Raw genomic sequence first — 18,970 nt, 5'->3', positions numbered from 1 at the left:
TTTGTTTACGAGTTGCGATCGAGATCATACTTGTTTGAGATGCGATTATGAATAAAGCCATTAGTATCATGCCGTCAGTTATGTTTTGTTCCACTGACAGAACATCATCATCTAATACGATTGTTTTGCAACCCTTGGGTTGTCTTGGTGGACTCGCTGTTCTCGATTTCCAAGCAAACTTGGAACAAGCTCTGGAAACCGCAGCCTTGGGAGTTGTCGTGGATTTGCAACAAGTCGAGGCCTTAGCCCTAGAGGGAATCAGTGCACTGGTAATCGGGCTAGAGTTAGCCGCCATACTCGGTAAGTCGATCGTTTTTCAATCTATGGATTTAGCTAGTCGTAAAAGTTTCATAGTGGAGTGGAGCCTAGCGCGGGAAATTTGTTTTGGACCTTGGGGCGACTTGTTTGAGGGCGAACTCGAAAAATTTTTTGGTGTCGAAACTGTGCGATCGCAACCTTGTTAACCCAGACTACCTACTTTTTGCAAAATCCCTAAACTTAGATATTTCAAAGGGTCGATGGTAAGTGCGATCGGTTGTCACCTATACTAATCAAAATTACCCGGACGCGCCAGTCCTACTTTCAAGCTAACCCCTGGAAGGTGGGACTGGTTTTATCTGGCTATACTAAGTAGATAGATTTATCCCTGGGTCTCTTTTATTGGGGGGGAACGACTTTGGGTACGATCGAGAAACCAGAAAAAGCCACCATTTAAATCTAGCCAGTTTCACCTGGTTTTCCTAAATTTATCTTTAATCATTTGCTATTTCATCCTCACCTTGATTTGTCACATCTGAAGGAAAAGATAACTTAATATTAATATCTATAGAAATAGTTGCATTATTATTTTCACTATCATTAAAAAAATTAATATCAGTTATATGTATCTTAGCGTCTTTTGGTAAAGACTTACCGACAGTAGAATTACCCGATAAATCTACTTTATAACCAGCTTTATCCAACCATTGATGAACATTGCGCCAATTACCAACATCATCACTAGGAGTTTCAGGAATACCCTTAAAATATTGATAGAGAGTTTTGCACATATAAACCTCAGCCCCCCTAGCACTTTTCGACAATTGACGCGCAATCTCACTAGGGCTGCAATTGCACAACAGACCACGCAAGTATAATTTTTATGTATCAGTGAGACCTTGGCGGGCGTTGGGGAAAATACGACGTTTAGCTTCGGTAAATAGTTCATAGATGCGATTCAAATCCCAAGTTTGGGCAGCTTCGGCAAATAGATCCTTTCTAGTAGGTTTTCGTGTAACCATTTTTAGTCTTGGTGGAAATTGCTAACGTAATGGTAGCATAAATTGATAATGTTCAATAGTTGCAGATTATTTTTTTTTGTTTTAAGGTAGATATTACATGGGTTTTTGATGCTTGCGGTCATATTTTTTTGCGATCGTTTCGAGTATTCGGGAAAAGGCTAATGTAATGATAGCGTAATTTGGTAGTTTTTGTTAGCTTTAAGTGCACTATCAGCAAAACAATCCTAGCTTATCCAACAGTTGAATCATAAAAAGTATGCGAATTATATTTTTAGGCCCGAATGGCGCAGGCAAAGGCACTCAAGCTGCGATCGTAGCCAAGAACTTCGGGATTCATCACATTTCAACGGGCGAACTACTGCGCCAGGAGCGAAAAGACAAAACTGACAGAGGCCAAAAAGCACAATCTTATATAGATAAAGGGTCATTAGTCCCTGATAGCATTGTGCTAGATATTGTAAAAGAACAATTGACTAAAAAAGAAGCAACACCAGGTTGGATATTAGACGGATTTCCTCGGAACGTCGCTCAAGTAGGAGCTTTAGACAAATTATTAAAGGATTTAGGTCAGCTAAGTTGTGATTGTGTTATCAATTTTGATGTACCAGACTCAGTTTTAGTTCAGCGACTGAGAAAGAGGGCCATCAAGGAAAATCGTACAGATGATACTCCAGAAGTTATTCGGCGGCGCATCCAAATTTTCCAGGAAGAAACTGCACCTTTAATCAACTTATATAGTGAGTGGTTGTTGCTAGAAACCATCAACGGGTTTATGTCTAAAGAGGCAGTTACATCAGCAATTCAAGAAGTTTTGTCAGAAGTAAAAAAGCCCACTAAGTCTTAATTGATAAATCAAGGAGTAAACAAGTTATGCCTTTTAATCAAGTCGATAGAAATATCATTCGCGGTGGCCCAGGAAGTAGCAGTGAGCTTAATTATGATATTTACGCAGAATTACTGTGTAATATGGCGATCGAGGCTACACAACCACTTCTGAGACAAAATAAAGATCATAAAGAAGGCGCTTTTACCATTGGTATTTTTGGTTCTTGGGGGAGCGGCAAAACTAGCCTCATGGCACAGATGAAACGGGATTTTGAAAAATTAGCAACTCCTGCAAAAAAATATAAAACGGTTTGGTTTAATGCTTGGAAATATGACGATAAACTGGATATTAAAAATGCTCTGATCCAGACTATTCTTAGTCAAATATGTGCAGATGAAAGTATCTCTCCAAAAGAGCGTCAAACTATTACAAAAGCCGCTTTAACTTATTCAGTTTGTGCTTTTAAATTAGCTGGTGTTTTAGCGAGAGGATATGTTAATGGTCAAACAGCAGGTTTTATTAATACCGAAGCCATAGCTAAACAACTTGCAATGTTAGTTAATCCTGGTGAAAACCCTCACCTCATTAATCCTTATCAATTTATCAACAATTTTGAAAATGTCTTTAAGAATGCAGTGCAAAGTTATGTGGGTAACGATGGTCGATTGATGATATTTATTGATGATTTGGATCGTTGCTTACCAGAAAATGCTTTATCTGTCCTAGAATGCTTGAAATTACATTTAGATCAGTCTAACTGTATTTTTGTCATTGGAATTGATAAAAGAATTATTGAGCAAGCGGTGGGACAAAGATACCCGAAAGAGCTTGGTATTACTGGTAGGGAATATATAGAAAAAATCATTAACCTGAACTTTTTTCTCTCTGATAAAGATCGAGATGAAGTTAAAGATAGACTGCTTCAAGGTTCTTTAACTGCTCAGTATAGTAATGATGAAAAAATATGGGGGATGATTTCTAAAGCTACTAATTCAAATATCCGTAAAATGCAGCAATTTATTACGGCTTTTTATATGATTCAAGAGATTGTAAAAAAACACAACTCTACCCTTGCTGATAAGCTCGCACAACTCCGATTAACCGACGATCGTCGAAGCATACTTGAAAAGAAAAAAATAGACTGGAATACTGATGACAAGTATAAATTTTGCAAAATAATTTTACTCCAGTTAAATTTTCCTGAGTTTTACGATCGTTTAGCTAACAATCATCAACTTATGGATCAAATATACACTGCTTGGCAAAATGAAGGTGGAACAGATGATAGCATAGATATTGGCATAGATAATTTAATCAAGTCTACGAACAAACATCCAATATTTGCACAATTCTTAGAAAATCGAAATTTAATAGACTTTATAGTTACCTACTATAATGATGGTAAAATCACAAATAGTGATGACTGGAAAGTGATTCAAAAATTATCTCAATCAGTAACTTATATGTAATCGTTGAAAAATCATGGAAAATAGCGATGCAGTTAGTATAGAAGACACAAAAGTTATAACCAATGACTTTTGTATCTTGAAAGAGACAGATACAGTAGCAGAAGCATTAGCTTTAGTTACTGTGCAAAATGCGAGTGAAATTGTTATTGTAGATGAGGGTAAAAAATTTGCGGGTATCCTAACTGACTTATCAATTTTACGGGCGTTACCACCGCCAGTTTTAGATGTACCTGTTAAGTTTAGAATTAAAAACCCTAATTTTCGCCAACAATTAAATGAGGAATTGGTTAATAGTTTAAAAAAGCAGATAACTGAGGTATTTAAACTAGAAAAAATCAAGCCTTATACTTCTAAAAATCAGAGGCTAATTTATGCGATAGATAAATTAGTTGACTCCTATAAATCAACTTCAGCAATCAGAGTTTTACCTATTATAAATGAGGACGAAACAGTTTATGGCGTAGCTTCTCCCGAAAGCATATTAAGTTACCTTAAATCTCATCAAAAATTTTGTCAATTGAAAGCCGAACGTTTTTTAGTGTTACCGGAAGTGAGTGGTATGGAAGAACCATTTACTCTATTACCATCAGATACCCTAGCTCAAGCCAGATTTGCGATGAAATATTTGCCGATAGAGCATATAACTATCTGCGATCGCGATGGCAATTTGCTAGGAATAGTTGATAAAAAGCAGGTGACAACACTGACTCATCCCATGTATTTTAGTTTTATGGGTATATCTTTATCGGAAATAATGAAACCTGTAACTAAATTATGTTTGGTTGAGAAAACTCAACCCTTGCAAGAGTGTATTAATGCTTACTTAAATTTGGGATTTAAGGAAGTAGTTATTGTTGAACAATTGGCAGGAAAAATTTACCCAAAAATGGTAGTAACGCCAATTAAAATTTTACAATTCCGCGCACAAGTTTACCGTCAAAATTAAACAACAATGGAGGATTTCACTCATGTCTATTAATAACATGAACTCACTTATTAATCAAGAGTTCCCCGAACTATCACAGAATAGACCCTTGTACTGGTTAAAGCAAACTAATAAAGTGGCCAAGTTAGATGCTATGATGGATATACGGAGGATCAGGCACGTCCCCATTATTGAGCCTATTAATCCTGAAAGCGATCAACCAAGAGGAGAGTTATTAACTGTTATTAGCAAGACAGACCTAGTGAAAATTTTAACTCCTCCCAACGATCTATATCCGCCAGAATTTCCTCTTACGCCTGACGAAGAATTAGCTGTACAAGAATTTACAAAAGATATCTATGCCAAATGTATTAATCAAATTCCAGAGTTTGTAGCACTTATGCAGATACCTGTCAAGACTCTTTCACTCCAAACCAGTAAAGTGGCGGATGTATTTGATGCTTTAATCGATCCTGTAAAACCCGAAGGACAAAATTTTACTTTGCGATATCGGACTCTATGTGTATATGGAAACAATCAGCTTGTTGTAGGTACAATATCTTACACGGATGTACTCCGTAAAATTAACGATCCAAATTATACACCTTTCTTAAGGCTAACTATAGGTCAAAATAGCTTATTTAAGAAAACAGCGGGTCTTACAATATTAGATGAAAATGCTACTTTGTTGCAAGCGAGAGGTATTTTAAATAAAAGTTCCTTCACTCATATTCCTATCACAACACCAGATGGTATATTTGTCACGGGAATAGTTGATGATGTAATTGTTAATACCTTCTTGCACAAAAAACTTGCTAAGAAGTTCTCAGGTTTAGCCTTGCAATATATTATGCTTCCGGTAAATGAGAGAAATAGTGTAAGCCCTGGGACTGTTACCTCTGAAGTGATTAAAACATTTGTTCCAGCTAATTCCAAGGAGAGACCTACTGCTCTTGTAGTTTGCACACAAGACCCTAATAATGGGAAATTTACGTTGGACGGAATCATCAGCTATACTGATATCTTCCGAGGCTTCAAAAACTGGGCAAATCCACCCAAAGCGCCAACTCCTGAAACTCCCAAATAAACCGTAAGATAATTGACGTAAACTAACTCAAAAAAAGCGAAAATAAAAAAAAATCCCAGCCTCTAAAAAGGGCTGGGATTTTTTTAAGTTATAGAAAAAGTACGATTGACCAATAACTTAAGCTTGACGTGAATAGTATTCCACGACTAGCAGTTCGTTAACCTGAAGCGCAATCCACTCGCGTTCCACAATGCCATTAACTTTACCAACGAGTTTTTGCTTATCAAATTCCAAGTGACTGGGCAAGTGAGCCAACCCTGGATCTTTGAGATTCGCTTCCACCATTTGGCGCGAACGTTCCCGATTTTTTACCGAAATGACATCTCCAGGCTTGCACTGATAGCTGGCGATATTGACTTCGCGATCGTTCACAGTCACATGACCGTGGTTGACCAATTGTCTAGCGGACGGAATGGTAGGAGCCATTCCCATCCGAAACACAGTGTTGTCCAAGCGCATTTCCAAAAATTGCAGTAACACTTGACCTGTGGAGCCGGTAACTCGGCGAGCTTTCCGAACATAACGGAGCAATTGACGTTCAGTTACACCGTAATTGAAACGAAGTTTTTGCTTTTCTTGCAAGCGAACCGCATACTCAGATAGCTTTTTGCGGTTTTGACCATGTTGCCCAGGTGGATAATCCCGTCTGGCTGTTTTCCGAGTCAGCCCAGGCAAATCCTTGAGGCGACGGACGATTCTTAATCGGGGACCCCGATATCGAGACATTGATTTTCCTCTCTAATGTCTGTATAAAAGTTTATACAGGCTTTATACTTTGGCACTCTCAGGTGTAGAACGCTGAGATTTTTGGTTCTGCGAGACGACTTCCCGACGCAGAATTACTCTAACATCAGTAGTAGTCATCTCTCCCCAAACGTTGTTCGGAGCGGTGTCCGAAAGTTTCGGTATGCCCTACCGTACTCAATTTTTGACCCGTTCCCGATCATATCACACAAAATCTGAATTGAAAGCCGATCGCCCGATCGCGCCTGGGTCGAACAGGCAGGATGCCTGTGCCACAATAATTATCGTCCATGTCTATTAGTAAAAAAACTCATAACTTAAAATCCACCATGCACAACCCCAAATGTTCACCCAGTTCTGTCACGCATCCCGCACCAGCAGGCTCAAAAGCAACTGGAAGCTGGATCTTGACTCTCGGTACACAACTAGCAACTCTCGGTTTATTGGCCACAGCACTGCCTCCAATGCCAGCATCAGCCATCACGATTAGATTCCCCCGCCCTAAAAACGAGTATCGCGCCTGCTCTGTGGAACTAATGGGAGCCGGACTTACCGCAGATGCAGCCGCCAACGCTTGTGCCGGTGCACTCCATCCCCGTGACATATCTAAGTGTGTCGTTCAAATCAACCGCAAAACAAATATTGTGGCTGCTGAAGCACTTGCTAGCTGTCAGCGGGTGCGTCGCCCCAAGGACTTGGCGACTTGCGTAGTGGACATTAACACCAAGTCTCGAACTCAAACTACGACTCCGCTGTTGGTGCTGGATCAGTGCCGCCGCAGTTTATTACCAGAGCAATTTTCGGAATGCGTAGTTGGTTTGAGCCGTCAGGTAGACTTTTCGATCGATCGCCTAATGACCACTTGTCTCGATACTAGGGATACAGTAAGTCAATTAGACGATCGTCCCACACCAAAACTTCCTGTGGATCTAATTCCACCACCTTCTAAGTTAAATTAATTGATAATTGGGCATCGGGCATCGGGAATAGTTAGTAGTTAGTAGTTAGTGGTTAGTGGTTTTTCTAATAACAAACAACCACTAACAAATTCCCAATTCCCAATTCCCAATTCCCAATTCCCAATTCCCAATTCCCAATTCCCAATTCCCAATGCCCAATTCCCAATTCCCTCTTTGTTAATGTCACAAATTTTTGGTCAAATTACTGTCGAAGAATTAAGCCAGCGTTTAGCAGAACCAGCTACTGATAAATTGCAGCTTGTAGATGTGCGAGAACCTGATGAAATTGAACTCGTCTCACTCCCAGGATTTGCAGTCTTTCCGCTGAGTGAATTTGCCGAATGGTCAACGGAAATAGCCGATCGCCTCGATCGCGACACCGAAACCCTAGTTCTATGTCATCATGGAATGCGATCGGCTCAAATGTGCCACTGGTTGACAGATCAAGGCTTTACGAATGTTAAAAACATCATGGGCGGTATCGATGCCTATTCAATAGTAGTCGATCGGACTATCCCTCGCTACTAATCCCAAATTATTCATCTCTCCGTTCTCCTCCTCTGCGCCCTCTGCGCCCTCTGTGGTTAAATCATTCATAAAAAACCATAAACAACAAACACAAAATAACCAGCAATCAAAATAACCAGCAATCAAAATAACCAGCGGGTGGCGAATCATCTAGCAAAACATGAGCTTTGTCTAAATTAGGTACTGCTTCCGCCAATTCTGTACCTACTTTCACTTCCATCGCTCTTTCTGTTAAATCAAATGAAAATTGATGGTAATTTTGCAAATACTTGGCTCTAGAAACAATCTCGTCTTTTTCCATGATCGCACTATTACTACCAATTAAAACGCTGTTAATGTCCTTCCAAGGGCAGACACATACCTGGGAAAACACAGCTTGAAAAGTTTTCACTTTTTCGGCATAAAACTCATCTCTTTGCAGCAGATTGACTAGCACAACTCCTGCACTTGACAAATGTTTTTGGCAAAGTTCGTAAAATTCCTTGGTTGCTAACCGATGGGGAAAGTAGCCGTTGCCAAAAAACACATCCGTCATAATGATATCGTACTGAGTATCGGGTTTTTGCTGTTCCAGATACTCTCTGCCATCTTGAATTGCTACAGTCAGTCGTGAGTCTAATTTTACCCCAAAACACTGTGTAGCTGCTTCAACTGCGATCGGGTCTACATCCGCACATTCGATCGCACTTTCCGGCAAATAGTGGTGCAAAACTAAGGGAATTCTGCCGCCACCAAACCCAGCAATGTAAATTCTTTGGGGTTGGTTTTGCCACACCAAAGCTAACATCATCGCCTGAGTATATTCAGAGACTAGATGTAAAGGATTGTTTAAATCAAACACAGATTGCAATAAATCTGTATACAAATTTACCTTTTCTACTAAAGATAGCTTAATGCGCGATCGCTCTTTCCTGACTGTAACATAGTGAACACCCGAATCCTTACAAAAAATGATTCCATCGGGTTGTTGTTGCACCCAAGCCAGCCACTGTTGAATGGCGGCTAAATTCATATTTTGCCAGTTTTTGCGATCGTTAATCATCTAATATTAAATCTGCCTTATTTCTTAGTCCGCGCAGGCGGACTTCGTTTGTATAGACGCGGTTTCAACCGCCGGGATTTTCGTTTGTATAGACGCGGTTTCAATCGCCGGATCTTCGTTTGTATAGACGCGGTTTCAACCGCCTGGTCATCTAGAACCTAGAACAATTAAGCCCGCGCCCACTTATAAGCCACTAATTCCAAACCCGAAATTGAAAATTCCACTCTTTGCCAATCTTGCTTTTTACCCTCAAACTTTTCAAACGCAGAATCAGTCAGCAAAATCTCTCCCTGTTGCGCCAAATCCTCTCCCAGCTTCGATGCCAGATTAAATTCCGAACCGTACATATCCTCTCCTTCTAGCATCAAAACATCACCGTAGCCTATCCCGATGCACAGATAAATATCCATTTCAGGCGGTAGAGTAGTATTCACAGCCCCCGTATGCTTCAGAGAATCGATCGCAGCATCCACCGCCGATTTTACATCAGGAAACACAGCAAAAATATTGTCAGCTTCCTCCTTCACTACAGTGCCACCATATTCAGCAATTACAGGATAGACAATTGCGTGCATCCGGTGAATCATTGACAAAAAATGAATAATTCCGTAACGCACAGTTGTCCGAGAAAATCCCGACATATCGATTACCATAATCGCATGACTTTGGCGAAAAGTTGCATTTATTTGTGCATCAATTTCTGCCATTTTTTCGGGACGTTCGTTTCTTTCTTGTAGCAATTTTTCCAGGTAAGCACGGTTATTTGTTTTCATTTTAGTTTAATTAAATTCCCAATCGCGACACACTTCTTGAGGGCGGCCAGCCGGATGCACGGCACAATTCAGGTTGTCCTTGCCGTAATAATAATAACAGATTTTGCAAGGTCTGGTTTGCTGAAACTTTTTGAGCAAAATTGTGTGTATTATCTGCACTTTATTGCGATACTTGTTCGCCTTCAAGTGACTTGGTTGAATTGCCAAAGCTTGATCGAAAGCTGCTAAACTGGCATCGTACAATTTCAGAATTTGGGGGCTGTATTTTGTCCAAGCATCGGCGCGGCTTTGATACAGTTCGATCGTACTTAAGTTTAAAATACCATATTCCGTCCAAGCGTCCGCCGAAGCTCGATCGAACTTAATATTGGCATGGAGTAAAACTTTTTTAATAGTTGCCAACAGTTCCCTGGGCAGCCAAGGTTTGCTAACATAGGCTTCTGCCCTATCCATCGACCTGGCAAATAAATCTAACCGCTGTCCCTTCCCTGTTAAAAATACTACCGGTATATTCCGAGTTTCAGGGTGAGCTTTAATTAAACTGCAAACACCGTAGCCGTCCAGGCGAGGCATCACGATATCTAATAATACTAAATCGGGGCAGTTTTTTTTGATTTGAGCCAGAGCTTCCACACCGTCAGATGCCTGAATTATATTCAATCCGCTGCAAGTCAACTGATGTGAAATACACTCCCGCTGGCTGCGGGAATCTTCTACCACTAAAACTGTACTCATCGCTCCCCACCTGGTTTTTGAGGTAAACTTGTCTGCTGCTTGGAGTGGCACCTGCTATAATCAGTTTACCCACATTGGAATAATTTGCGATCTGGGCGGTGGAAATTTCCTCAAATTGAAACAAATCTTAAACTTATGCGGAAAAGGGGAGATAAATTAAACAAAACTTTCTCTCGTTCAATTCTTTTGAGTAAATACCGCCTATTCAGAGATTGTAAGCCATTAATCAAATCCATTGAGGAGAGATCTAAACCTTGTCTTAAATCTTCCCTTGACACGGGTTGATTGGATTTGCTCAATTCTAAAACTATCTGTTGTTCTATGGGGGATAATCGGTGGAATAATTCACTGAACCGATATTTCATCTCTTCTGTGAGAATCAGGCTATCTTCAGCTAAAAAATCAGCTACTTTTCCAAAAAAAACATTTTTGATTAAACTGGCGATATCTCTTAGGTAAACTGGATTACCTTCATAGAGATTAATCAGTTTTGACCAATATTCCTCATCTTTTAATCCCTGATTTCTCAGAATCTTGGTATTTTCTACCCCTTCTAATTCTAAACATTTAACAGGATACAATTCTTGATCTAAGCACAGCATTTCTTGACATTGTTCTTGACTAATTAAGATTAAACTGCTTTGATGTTCAATTTCTGACATCTTTGTGCAAAGGGTTTGATAATCTTTATATTCGCTTTTATATTGTCCGGCAAATTGGGCACTGGCAAACAACTCTTGCACATCATCAAGGATAATCAAGCATCTTTGTTCGCGTAAAAAAATGAATAGTTGAGTTAATTTATTCTCATTTTGAATAGGTGCAGGATTAATAGCTGTTAAAATTTCAGTAATAATGTTATCTAATGACTGGGAGAGTTTGATGCTTTTCCAGATTATCACATCAAAGTTTTGCAGGTTTAGGTCAATAAACTGTTTGACTAAGGTGGTTTTGCCAATTCCAGGTAATCCTAAGACTGAGATTAGACGAGTATTTTTCTCGGTTAACCAGTGGGATAGGGTTTGAAGTTCGAGAGTGCGATCGTAGAAATGGGTGATTTTTGGGGCTAGGGTTAAATCTTGATAGGATTTTTTGTCAAAGTTTTGTTCAGTCTTTTTAGAAGAATCTTGAGGATTATTAGAGCATAGATTAATATGGGTATTGATTAATCCTAAAACTTGCTGTGATGAATTAGTTAAATTAAAAGAATTCGCTAATCTCTCAATTGTCCAACAAAAATTAGATTTATTAACATCTTCGCCTAGTTGCTTAGATAAAATTTTAAATAACTTACGGCTAACATCTCCAATATAGTTTTTACTATCATATCGACACTCATCTGCGATTTCACTGTAAGTTTTACCCTCCCAAAGTCCTTTAACAACAGCTTTTTCTAAATCATCTAGGTGTCCTCCGGTTTGCTGCTCAACTAACTGATCCACAATTTGTAAAACTTCTGTAATAGTCATAGAGGTCATGTCAGGTATGGATTTTAGCCATTATAGCTTAGTCTAAACCGATAAAATCAGGCTTTTTCTGGTCTTTGCTTAAGATTTTGTTATAAAAAAATGCCTAAAATCAGTTCTTTTCATGTGGCAGCCTTCAGAAAGGTGATTTATCGTATAGAACAGTTGAACCTATCTGCAACAACATTATGACTTCAACATTGGTTAAATCAGATTCAGAGCAAATGGAATCGATCCATATAAGATCAAAAAATATTTTGGGTCGAGTTATGAGTTACGACTTATCAGTAATTCGAGAGAGATTCTTAAAGGATAATCCTGAATTATCTTCTCGTTTGGATAGTATTGAATTAGTTTACCGTCAATATATGTATCTTTGTGCTATTAAGCCTAGGATGTCATTAAGTGTTCCGTCAAATGAGGTTGATGAATTTTGGCATTGTCACATTATTCATACCCGAGAATATCAAGATTTTTGTAATGAGATTGCTGGATACTTTATACACCATGCTCCACATAGTGCCTTGGCTACTAATAAAGAAAAGAAAGTAGCACGGCGCAACTTTTTAAGTTTGTTTATGATTCATTTTCAAGATTCTACAAATGTAGAATCTTTAAAATGTGGTCTTAATTTTTCGGTAGATTTGTTTGGTGACTGCCAGGACTGCCACAATTGTGTAACATGCCGAGGTGGTGAAAAGCACCATGCAGAAAATAGTAGGCTATTCTAAATAGCGAAGGTGATACTTATCCGAAGATGTTGGTTGCAAATACGCGGACGATTATGGAAGGTTTGGGCGGCAAATATTCGGCTTTTAAGCCTTAACAACGGCAAATCGTACTGATGTCGGACGAAAACTTTGTTGAATTGAAAGAGATAATCGGCTACTGTATTACTTGAAAGTTTTCTCTTGACAACAAATGAATAAATTGCTCCTCACTTTATTGGTAAGTCCGACGCTGTTTGGGTCTGTGATGTCTTTGAGCGCGATCGCAAATCCCGTTCAAGCTAGCGAAACACCAGGCCAGCCGACTAATTCCCCCAACTGTGTGAAATCGCCCCACACTCAGCGTCTGACTTGCGTGCGTTTTCCCGGTAAGTCTGCTGCTGTCAATTCTAAACCGAAAATCAGTTGGCAACGGCCTGGAGATGAACCGATTGCGATGCTGGACTTTAGTGAAGAAGAAAGCGATGCAGCGGTGGCGTTATATGGTTGTGACTGCCCACTTTGTCTCAATTCGCTGCGCCAGTTGCGAGGTTTGCCACCACTAGCAATTTAAGCACGATCGCACTTAATTTTAGCCATAAAGCGCGATCGCCCGAAGTTACTTCTGTGCGATCGCCCAAACTACCAAGGTATAATATGAACGAAGTAAACCGCTACGAATGAATCATGCCCGCAAACACCGCGCTACCCCCAGCCCTAGCCAAAATCGTCCAGCGCTTTCAGCGACACGCCGACCCGAAACAGCGCTACGAACAACTGCTGTGGTATGCTAAACGACTCCCAGCATTTCCCGAAGGCGACAAACAGCCGGAAAACAAAGTTTCTGGCTGCGTGTCGCAAGTTTATATTACGGCAAATTTGACCGACGGAAAAGTTTTGTTTCAAGGCGATTCTGACGCTCAATTAGTCAAAGGATTAGTCGGCTTACTTGTGGAAGGTTTGAGCGGATTAACTCCGGCTGAAATTGTTAACGTTACCCCAGATTTTATTCAAGATACGGGATTGAATGTGAGCCTGACACCTTCTCGCGCCAATGGATTTTACAACATCTTTCAAATGATGAGAAATAAAGCACTTGCTTGTGAATTGAGCCAGCAAGTCGCCGCCAATTAAAAACATAAACAGCCATGACTCAAACTACAGATTTAACAAAAACTAATTCTGCTAACTACCCTGGCACTGTTAAAGAATATCTCTGGCAGTGGAAAGAAACCTCAATTAAAGTTGTTTACGAAACCACAGGAGAGGGAACTCCTGTCTTGTTATTGCCGGCATTCAGTACGGTTTCGACGCGGGGAGAAATGCGTCCTTTAGCAGAATTATTGTCTCCCAATTTTCAAGTTGTGACTGTCGATTGGCCTGGTTTTGGCGATTCATCTCGCCCGCGGACGGACTATGAACCGTCATTATATCATCAATTTTTGACAGATTTTGTGGTGGCCATTTTTAATAGTCCTGTGGCGGTAATTGCAGCGGGTCATGCTGCGGGTTATGTGATGGCATTAGCGCAATCTAAACCCCATGTTTGGTCAAAGATTGTGTTGGTGGCACCAACTTGGCGCGGGCCTTTACCGACGATGAGCAAACAGCAGAGTGGCTGGCACTCTATTGTGAGAGAATTAGTACGATCGCCCTTAGTGGGACAATTTCTCTACAAACTGAATACTGCGCCTTCTTTCCTCAGTTTGATGTATCGCCGCCATGTCTATACAGATGCGGCTAAAGTCACAGCGGATTTTATTCACGGTAAGTGGCTAGTTACGCAGCAACCAGGTGCTCGGTATGGTTCGGCTGCTTTTGTGACTGGTGGTTTAGATCCGGCAAAAACGCGATCGGAATTTACGGATAAGTTTCAACAATTAGCAATGCCGGTGATGGTTGTAATTGCTGAAAATGCGCCTCCCAAATCTAAGGCTGAAATGGAAGTTTTAGCGGAATTATCTGGTGTTGAATCGCGGGTAATTCCTGGTTCTTTGGGGACGCACGAAGAGAATGCAGCAGATTTGGCAAATGCGATTAAATCTTTTCTATAAGTTATTTAAATCCGACTCTTCAGTCCGCGCAGGCGGACTTCGTTTGTGTAGCCCCGAATTCCATTCGGCGGTTGATTATCCGTCAGCTTACATCATAGCAATAACAGCAGTATTTTGGATATTTTTTTCGGTTTTTTCTTTGCCAGTCTATGCTGTGGGATATCCGCAGTTTCCTGATTCACAAAAGAGCATAATTGAAGGTGCGATCGACTTTCACATCCATTCTTCTCCTGATGTGATTCCCCGCCGACTTGATGATTTTGAAGTGGCTAAATTAGCTGCTAGGGCGAAGATGAAAGCGGTGGTATTGAAAAATCATTTTGGGAGTACAGCAGCCCGCGCAGTTTTGGTTAATCAGATAGTACCAGAAATCCAAGTTTTCGGAGGTGTTGTTCTCAATCATTCTGTCGGTGGGATGAATCCTCAAGCGGTGGAAGCTATGCACCGCATCGGTGGCAAATATGGTAAAGTAGTATGGCTACCAACGGTTGATGCTGATTGTCATTTGAGGGCTTTTCACCAGCCGGGAAGGGGGATTAAAGTTGCAGAAAATGGCAAGGTTTTACCGGAGACAGAAGCGGTATTGCAGATGGTTGCTAGAGAGAATTTGGTGTTGGAAACTGGTCATATTTGCCCGGAAGAGGTGATGGCGGTTGTAGAGCGATCGCACTTGCTCAACATTAAGAACATCCTGATTACCCACGCCATGGCTGATGTACCCGGTTTGTCCCTAGAAAATATGCAAACAGCCGCCCAGATGGGAGCTTTCTTAGAACTCGCATTTGTCAACGATTTGATGGGAGAAAATGCGGCGGATGACGGACATAAAAACTGGCATCATGTTTCAATTACCAAGATGGCGGCAGCGATTAAGCTCATCGGTGCAGAGCATTTTGTGCTCAGCACCGATTTGGGGAGAAAACCCGATCCTTTACCTACGGAAGGTTACAAAATGTTTGTCAAAAAGTTAAGGAGTGAAGGCATTTCTCAGCGGGAAATAGATTTAATGATGACCCAAAATCCCGCTGTTTTGTTAGGAATTACCTGATTTAACTTAACCCTTCAATCAACAAATTTCGGGCACTTTGCAAGGCAGAATCCAACTTACTTGCATCGCGTCCTCCAGCCTGGGCTAAATTCGGCCGCCCGCCACCTTTTCCACCACAAATTTGAGCAATTCCCCCAATAAATTTCCCGGCTTGCAATCCTTTTTTGTTGACTTCTGGACTAAAAGCTGCTACCAAACTCACTTTGTCTGGTTCAGGAATAGAGGCCAAAACTACTGCACTATTTCCTAGTTTTTGCTGTAACCTTTCTGCGGCAGTTTTTAAGGCTTCTGTATCCACATCTCCCAATTGCGCCACAATGATTTTGAATTCGCCAATGGATTCAGCCTGGGCTAACAATTGGTCAGATTTAGCAATGGCTAATTCCGACTTCAAAGCAGCCAATTGTTTCTGAGTATCTTTCAATTCATTCTGCAAATTAGTGATGCGATTTGGCAATTCTTCGGGTTTGGCCTTAAATCGATCGCCCAAATCGCGCACTACCTTATCCCGCACATTCAAATAGTCCAACACAGCTTGGCCAGAAACCGCCTCTATCCTGCGAACTCCCGATGCTACACCAGCCTCGGAAATTATCTTGAATAACCCAATTTCTGCGGTGTTGCTGACATGGGTGCCGCCACACAATTCCATTGAAACACCGGGGAAATCAATCACTCGCACGACATCGCCGTACTTCTCGCCAAACATGGCGATCGCACCTTTTTCTCTGGCTTGGGCGATCGGCATTTCTGCAACTTCGGCAATATGCGCCTCTGCAATCCAACCATTAATTTTATCCTCAATTTGCTCCAACTCTGCCACAGTCACCGCCCGTGGAGAATTGAAATCAAATCGCAATCTATCAAAGGATACCAAGGAACCGGCTTGGGAAATAGAATCATCCACAATTTGCCGCAAAGCTGCTTGCAATAAGTGAGTTGCTGTGTGATTTGCCTGCACTCGGCGACGACTACTATTGTCAATTTTGGCAGTGATACTATCCTCAACTCTCAGGGTGCCTCGTTCCACACTCCCGAAATGTACGAAGAAATCAGACTCTTTTTTGACATCCTCAATCCTCACCAACAAACTCTCTGAATTTTCTCCCTCTGCGCCGGGACGCTTTAAATAACCCTTATCCCCAATTTGTCCCCCAGATTCAGCATAAAATGGTGTCCGATTCAACACAACTTGTACCTCGGTTCCGGCCACTGCTTCTGTCACAGATTGGCCGTTGACTAAGATAACTTCCACCTTAGCTAAACTAGATAATTCCCCATAGCCAACAAACTCTGTGCTGTGGATGGTTTCCGCTAATTTATCCAAGGAACCTTGGACGGTTAAATCAATGGTTTGGTGGGCATCTTTGGCGCGAGTTTGCTGTTCCTTCATGGCTGTTTCAAAGCCGTCTAAATCGACAGTTATTCCATATTCTTCGGCTATTTCTTGGGTCAATTCTAAGGGAAAACCGTAGGTATCATAAAGGGTGAAAGCATCTTGACCAGAAATCTGTATGGTGGGTTCTGCATCTTGTCCGCCCTCAGCAACCACCAGGTTAGATGCCTTTTCTAGAAGAGCTTTTTTGACAATTTCTGATAACAGTTTCTCTCCCCGTTCTAAAGTCTTGAGAAACTGAGCTTCTTCCCTTGCTAGTTCTGCTTTAATTGCTGCTTCTCGCTGACGGACGTTGGGATAAGCTGTTTCGTTCAGGGCGATCGCACTTTCTGCCACTCGCACCGTAAATTCTTCTGCAATCCCAATCAGCCGCCCGTGGCGTACTACCCGACGAATTAATCGACGCAAAATGTAACCTCTGCCTACATTTGAGGCACGAATTTCATCGGCAATCATGTGTACCACAGCTCGAATGTGGTCGCCAATTACTTTGAGGGAAACTTTGGTTTTTTCGTCGCTATTTGCGTATTCAATTCCGGCAATTTCGGCGGCGGATTGAATGATGGGTAAAATCAAATCTGTTTCGTAATTATTGGGGACTTTTTGGAGGATTTGCGCCATCCGTTCTAATCCCATGCCCGTATCAATGTTTTGATTTTGCAGCGGTGTTAAATTTCCTTCTGCATCTTTATTGTACTGCATGAATACCAGGTTATAAAATTCGATAAATCTGGTATCGTCTTCTAGGTCTATCTGGTCGCCTCTTTCTGGGTGGAAATCGTAGTATATTTCGGAACAGGGACCGCAGGGGCCGGTGGGGCCTGATTGCCAGAAATTGTCGGCTTCTCCCATGCGTTGAATCCGTTCTGCTGGAATGCCGATTTCGTCGCGCCAAATCCCAAAGGCTTCGTCATCTTCTCGGAAGACGCTAACTACTAAGTTTTCTGGGCTTAAACCGAAGACTTCCGTGGAAAGTTCCCAAGCCCAAGCAATGGCTTGTTTTTTGAAGTAGTCGCCGAAGCTGAAGTTTCCCAACATTTCAAAAAATGTGTGGTGACGGGCGGTGCGGCCGACGTTTTCGATGTCGTTGGTGCGGATACATTTTTGGGATGTGGTGGCGCGAGGAGATTCGGCAGTGCGCTGTCCCAGAAATATGGGCTTAAATGGTAGCATTCCGGCGATCGTCAGCAATACTGTCGGATCTTCTGGGACTAAGGAGGCGCTGGGTAAGATTTGATGTCCTCGCTGGGCATAAAATTCTAGGAATGTTTGACGAATTTGGCTACCGGACAGAAACTGAGGAGAAATAGACATGACAAAAACACTTAAGTATGTAAAGATGTAGCAACAATAGAACTTACATCTATATGGATATTAAGATCATTATAATGAGTAATGTAAAGACATATCAAGTTTTGCAAATTGTGCTTGGCAGTCCTGAAAAGTCATGCTAACTTAATAATAGACACCGGACAGAAAGGAAAAGGAGGTCGCTATATTTAGAAACACAGTTCGAGGATATAGACATGGTGTCTCCGGTCTAAATTCCCAAGGTGGCAGAAATTAACCGAACACAACGTGATAATGTAGCAACACTGTCGATCGAACAGTAAAGCTAAACGAAAGTCGAGTCTGACTAATTGTGGTTTTGGATTAAAAGTAAAGCTGCAAAAGTTGTAAACCCCTAGTAAGTAATTGTTCTTAATCGGAAATATACCTCGTTTGTTAAAAAATCAAAGGTTCTCATATTGGGTCTGGTCGTGGTCGATCGGACCCTAAGTTTGTTGAGAGGGCGATCGACTGGCAAGTAATACCAAATCCAGGTTAAAAAATCTCGCTTATTGCTGGATAGGGGGAGAGGGCGGGGCTGTACATTGCTCAAGAAAATGATGACTGTGTAGGGGTAGTGGATGGTGCGTGCCGGGAGCATC

The 18,970-nt window shown here is 41.3% G+C and carries 21 protein-coding genes; 12 read left to right on the top strand and 9 right to left on the bottom strand.

Going from position 1 to position 18,970, the window contains the following annotated elements:
* Nucleotides 1-47 precede the first annotated feature (47 nt).
* Entirely contained in the window at nucleotides 48-464 is a 417-nt protein-coding gene (locus tag P2A85_RS03470; RefSeq protein WP_377477544.1) for an STAS domain-containing protein, read from the top strand.
* Nucleotides 465-752: 288 nt separating this feature from the next.
* Here the strand turns inward: P2A85_RS03470 and P2A85_RS03465 are convergent, their stop codons facing one another.
* Together P2A85_RS03465 and P2A85_RS03460 are read right to left on the bottom strand one after the other, a co-directional pair.
* Nucleotides 753-1,049: a hypothetical protein gene (locus P2A85_RS03465; RefSeq protein WP_377477542.1), complete on the bottom strand. Its 297-nt coding sequence runs from the start codon at nucleotides 1,047-1,049 to the stop codon at nucleotides 753-755.
* A gap of 90 nt (nucleotides 1,050-1,139) precedes the next feature.
* On the bottom strand, nucleotides 1,140-1,280 hold the full coding sequence (locus P2A85_RS03460; protein ID WP_377477541.1) for a hypothetical protein: 141 nt from the start codon (nucleotides 1,278-1,280) through the stop codon (nucleotides 1,140-1,142).
* A gap of 256 nt (nucleotides 1,281-1,536) precedes the next feature.
* Between P2A85_RS03460 and P2A85_RS03455 the strand changes: the two genes are divergently transcribed.
* From P2A85_RS03455 to P2A85_RS03440, 4 genes are read left to right on the top strand one after another with little or no spacing between them, the layout of a single operon-like run.
* On the top strand, nucleotides 1,537-2,124 hold the full coding sequence (locus P2A85_RS03455; protein WP_377477540.1) for an adenylate kinase: 588 nt from the start codon (nucleotides 1,537-1,539) through the stop codon (nucleotides 2,122-2,124).
* 26 nt (nucleotides 2,125-2,150) lie between these two features.
* Nucleotides 2,151-3,575, top strand: coding sequence for a P-loop NTPase fold protein (locus tag P2A85_RS03450; RefSeq protein WP_377477538.1), 1,425 nt, complete (start codon nucleotides 2,151-2,153; stop codon nucleotides 3,573-3,575).
* A gap of 13 nt (nucleotides 3,576-3,588) precedes the next feature.
* A complete protein-coding gene (locus tag P2A85_RS03445) occupies nucleotides 3,589-4,521 on the top strand; it encodes a CBS domain-containing protein (RefSeq protein ID WP_377477537.1) in 933 nt (310 codons plus the stop codon).
* 22 nt (nucleotides 4,522-4,543) lie between these two features.
* A complete protein-coding gene (locus P2A85_RS03440; RefSeq protein WP_377477535.1) occupies nucleotides 4,544-5,587 on the top strand; it encodes a hypothetical protein in 1,044 nt (347 codons plus the stop codon).
* A gap of 117 nt (nucleotides 5,588-5,704) precedes the next feature.
* On the opposite strand, the gene rpsD is transcribed toward P2A85_RS03440, so the two are convergent.
* Nucleotides 5,705-6,313: a 30S ribosomal protein S4 gene (rpsD, locus tag P2A85_RS03435; RefSeq protein WP_340521114.1), complete on the bottom strand. Its 609-nt coding sequence runs from the start codon at nucleotides 6,311-6,313 to the stop codon at nucleotides 5,705-5,707.
* 308 nt (nucleotides 6,314-6,621) lie between these two features.
* On the opposite strand from rpsD, the gene P2A85_RS03430 reads away from it, so the two are divergent.
* Entirely contained in the window at nucleotides 6,622-7,290 is a 669-nt protein-coding gene (locus tag P2A85_RS03430) for a hypothetical protein (protein WP_377477534.1), read from the top strand.
* Nucleotides 7,291-7,354: 64 nt separating this feature from the next.
* Here P2A85_RS03430 and P2A85_RS03425 read toward each other — a convergent pair whose 3' ends face one another.
* Nucleotides 7,355-7,477 carry a hypothetical protein gene (locus tag P2A85_RS03425; RefSeq protein ID WP_377477533.1) on the bottom strand — a complete coding sequence of 41 codons (123 nt, stop codon included), beginning with the start codon at nucleotides 7,475-7,477 and terminating at the stop codon, nucleotides 7,355-7,357.
* Here P2A85_RS03425 and P2A85_RS03420 point away from each other — a divergent pair.
* Nucleotides 7,471-7,818 (top strand): rhodanese-like domain-containing protein, encoded by a 348-nt coding sequence (locus P2A85_RS03420; RefSeq protein ID WP_377477532.1) that lies wholly within the window; start codon nucleotides 7,471-7,473, stop codon nucleotides 7,816-7,818. The two genes, P2A85_RS03425 and P2A85_RS03420, sit on opposite strands and share 7 nt — an antisense overlap.
* A 106-nt stretch (nucleotides 7,819-7,924) precedes the next feature.
* Here the strand turns inward: P2A85_RS03420 and P2A85_RS03415 are convergent, their stop codons facing one another.
* From P2A85_RS03415 to P2A85_RS03400, 4 genes are all read right to left on the bottom strand, one after another.
* A complete protein-coding gene (locus P2A85_RS03415) occupies nucleotides 7,925-8,860 on the bottom strand; it encodes a spermidine synthase (RefSeq protein ID WP_377477531.1) in 936 nt (311 codons plus the stop codon).
* A 167-nt stretch (nucleotides 8,861-9,027) separates the two neighbouring features.
* Nucleotides 9,028-9,633, bottom strand: a complete 606-nt coding sequence (locus P2A85_RS03410; protein WP_377477530.1) for an adenylate/guanylate cyclase domain-containing protein — start codon at nucleotides 9,631-9,633, stop codon at nucleotides 9,028-9,030.
* 6 nt (nucleotides 9,634-9,639) lie between these two features.
* Nucleotides 9,640-10,368 (bottom strand): PleD family two-component system response regulator, encoded by a 729-nt coding sequence (locus P2A85_RS03405; protein WP_377477529.1) that lies wholly within the window; start codon nucleotides 10,366-10,368, stop codon nucleotides 9,640-9,642.
* A 110-nt stretch (nucleotides 10,369-10,478) separates the two neighbouring features.
* Complete coding sequence (locus tag P2A85_RS03400) at nucleotides 10,479-11,837, bottom strand: NB-ARC domain-containing protein (RefSeq protein WP_377477528.1); 1,359 nt, start codon at nucleotides 11,835-11,837, stop codon at nucleotides 10,479-10,481.
* Nucleotides 11,838-12,022: 185 nt separating this feature from the next.
* Between P2A85_RS03400 and P2A85_RS03395 the strand changes: the two genes are divergently transcribed.
* The 5 genes from P2A85_RS03395 to P2A85_RS03375 all read left to right on the top strand — a co-directional run bounded on the left by P2A85_RS03395 (nucleotide 12,023) and on the right by P2A85_RS03375 (nucleotide 15,643).
* Nucleotides 12,023-12,565, top strand: a complete 543-nt coding sequence (locus tag P2A85_RS03395; RefSeq protein ID WP_377477527.1) for a glycine-rich domain-containing protein — start codon at nucleotides 12,023-12,025, stop codon at nucleotides 12,563-12,565.
* 190 nt (nucleotides 12,566-12,755) lie between these two features.
* On the top strand, nucleotides 12,756-13,115 hold the full coding sequence (locus P2A85_RS03390) for a hypothetical protein (RefSeq protein ID WP_377477526.1): 360 nt from the start codon (nucleotides 12,756-12,758) through the stop codon (nucleotides 13,113-13,115).
* Nucleotides 13,116-13,228: 113 nt separating this feature from the next.
* Entirely contained in the window at nucleotides 13,229-13,675 is a 447-nt protein-coding gene (locus P2A85_RS03385) for a SufE family protein (RefSeq protein ID WP_377477525.1), read from the top strand.
* Nucleotides 13,676-13,689: 14 nt separating this feature from the next.
* Nucleotides 13,690-14,595: an alpha/beta fold hydrolase gene (locus tag P2A85_RS03380; protein WP_377477524.1), complete on the top strand. Its 906-nt coding sequence runs from the start codon at nucleotides 13,690-13,692 to the stop codon at nucleotides 14,593-14,595.
* The gene (locus P2A85_RS03375; RefSeq protein ID WP_377477523.1) at nucleotides 14,573-15,643 is read left to right on the top strand and encodes a DUF6282 family protein; all 1,071 of its coding nucleotides are present in this window, start codon (nucleotides 14,573-14,575) and stop codon (nucleotides 15,641-15,643) included. Before P2A85_RS03380 ends, P2A85_RS03375 begins: the two co-directional genes overlap by 23 nt.
* A 1-nt stretch (nucleotide 15,644) precedes the next feature.
* Here P2A85_RS03375 and alaS read toward each other — a convergent pair whose 3' ends face one another.
* Entirely contained in the window at nucleotides 15,645-18,353 is a 2,709-nt protein-coding gene (alaS, locus tag P2A85_RS03370) for an alanine--tRNA ligase (protein WP_377477522.1), read from the bottom strand.
* Between the last annotated feature and the right edge of the window lie 617 nt (nucleotides 18,354-18,970).

Source organism: Microcoleus anatoxicus, assembly GCF_042465725.1.
GTDB lineage: Bacteria > Cyanobacteriota > Cyanobacteriia > Cyanobacteriales > Microcoleaceae > Microcoleus > Microcoleus anatoxicus.
Note: the sequence above shows the minus strand (reverse complement) of the source record. Positions and strands in the feature narration are given on the sequence as shown.

Bases quoted from the DNA above. Each gene is read 5' to 3' on its own strand.
- P2A85_RS03470 (WP_377477544.1), top strand. From the start codon at position 48: ATGAATAAAGCCATTAGTATCATGCCGTCAGTTATGTTTTGTTCCACT.
- P2A85_RS03465 (WP_377477542.1), bottom strand. From the start codon at position 1,049: ATGTGCAAAACTCTCTATCAATATTTTAAGGGTATTCCTGAAACTCCT.
- P2A85_RS03460 (WP_377477541.1), bottom strand. From the start codon at position 1,280: ATGGTTACACGAAAACCTACTAGAAAGGATCTATTTGCCGAAGCTGCC.
- P2A85_RS03455 (WP_377477540.1), top strand. From the start codon at position 1,537: ATGCGAATTATATTTTTAGGCCCGAATGGCGCAGGCAAAGGCACTCAA.
- P2A85_RS03450 (WP_377477538.1), top strand. From the start codon at position 2,151: ATGCCTTTTAATCAAGTCGATAGAAATATCATTCGCGGTGGCCCAGGA.
- P2A85_RS03445 (WP_377477537.1), top strand. From the start codon at position 3,589: ATGGAAAATAGCGATGCAGTTAGTATAGAAGACACAAAAGTTATAACC.
- P2A85_RS03440 (WP_377477535.1), top strand. From the start codon at position 4,544: ATGTCTATTAATAACATGAACTCACTTATTAATCAAGAGTTCCCCGAA.
- rpsD (WP_340521114.1), bottom strand. From the start codon at position 6,313: ATGTCTCGATATCGGGGTCCCCGATTAAGAATCGTCCGTCGCCTCAAG.
- P2A85_RS03430 (WP_377477534.1), top strand. From the start codon at position 6,622: ATGTCTATTAGTAAAAAAACTCATAACTTAAAATCCACCATGCACAAC.
- P2A85_RS03420 (WP_377477532.1), top strand. From the start codon at position 7,471: ATGTCACAAATTTTTGGTCAAATTACTGTCGAAGAATTAAGCCAGCGT.
- P2A85_RS03415 (WP_377477531.1), bottom strand. From the start codon at position 8,860: ATGATTAACGATCGCAAAAACTGGCAAAATATGAATTTAGCCGCCATT.
- P2A85_RS03410 (WP_377477530.1), bottom strand. From the start codon at position 9,633: ATGAAAACAAATAACCGTGCTTACCTGGAAAAATTGCTACAAGAAAGA.
- P2A85_RS03405 (WP_377477529.1), bottom strand. From the start codon at position 10,368: ATGAGTACAGTTTTAGTGGTAGAAGATTCCCGCAGCCAGCGGGAGTGT.
- P2A85_RS03400 (WP_377477528.1), bottom strand. From the start codon at position 11,837: ATGACTATTACAGAAGTTTTACAAATTGTGGATCAGTTAGTTGAGCAG.
- P2A85_RS03395 (WP_377477527.1), top strand. From the start codon at position 12,023: ATGACTTCAACATTGGTTAAATCAGATTCAGAGCAAATGGAATCGATC.
- P2A85_RS03390 (WP_377477526.1), top strand. From the start codon at position 12,756: ATGAATAAATTGCTCCTCACTTTATTGGTAAGTCCGACGCTGTTTGGG.
- P2A85_RS03385 (WP_377477525.1), top strand. From the start codon at position 13,229: ATGCCCGCAAACACCGCGCTACCCCCAGCCCTAGCCAAAATCGTCCAG.
- P2A85_RS03380 (WP_377477524.1), top strand. From the start codon at position 13,690: ATGACTCAAACTACAGATTTAACAAAAACTAATTCTGCTAACTACCCT.
- P2A85_RS03375 (WP_377477523.1), top strand. From the start codon at position 14,573: ATGCGATTAAATCTTTTCTATAAGTTATTTAAATCCGACTCTTCAGTC.
- alaS (WP_377477522.1), bottom strand. From the start codon at position 18,353: ATGTCTATTTCTCCTCAGTTTCTGTCCGGTAGCCAAATTCGTCAAACA.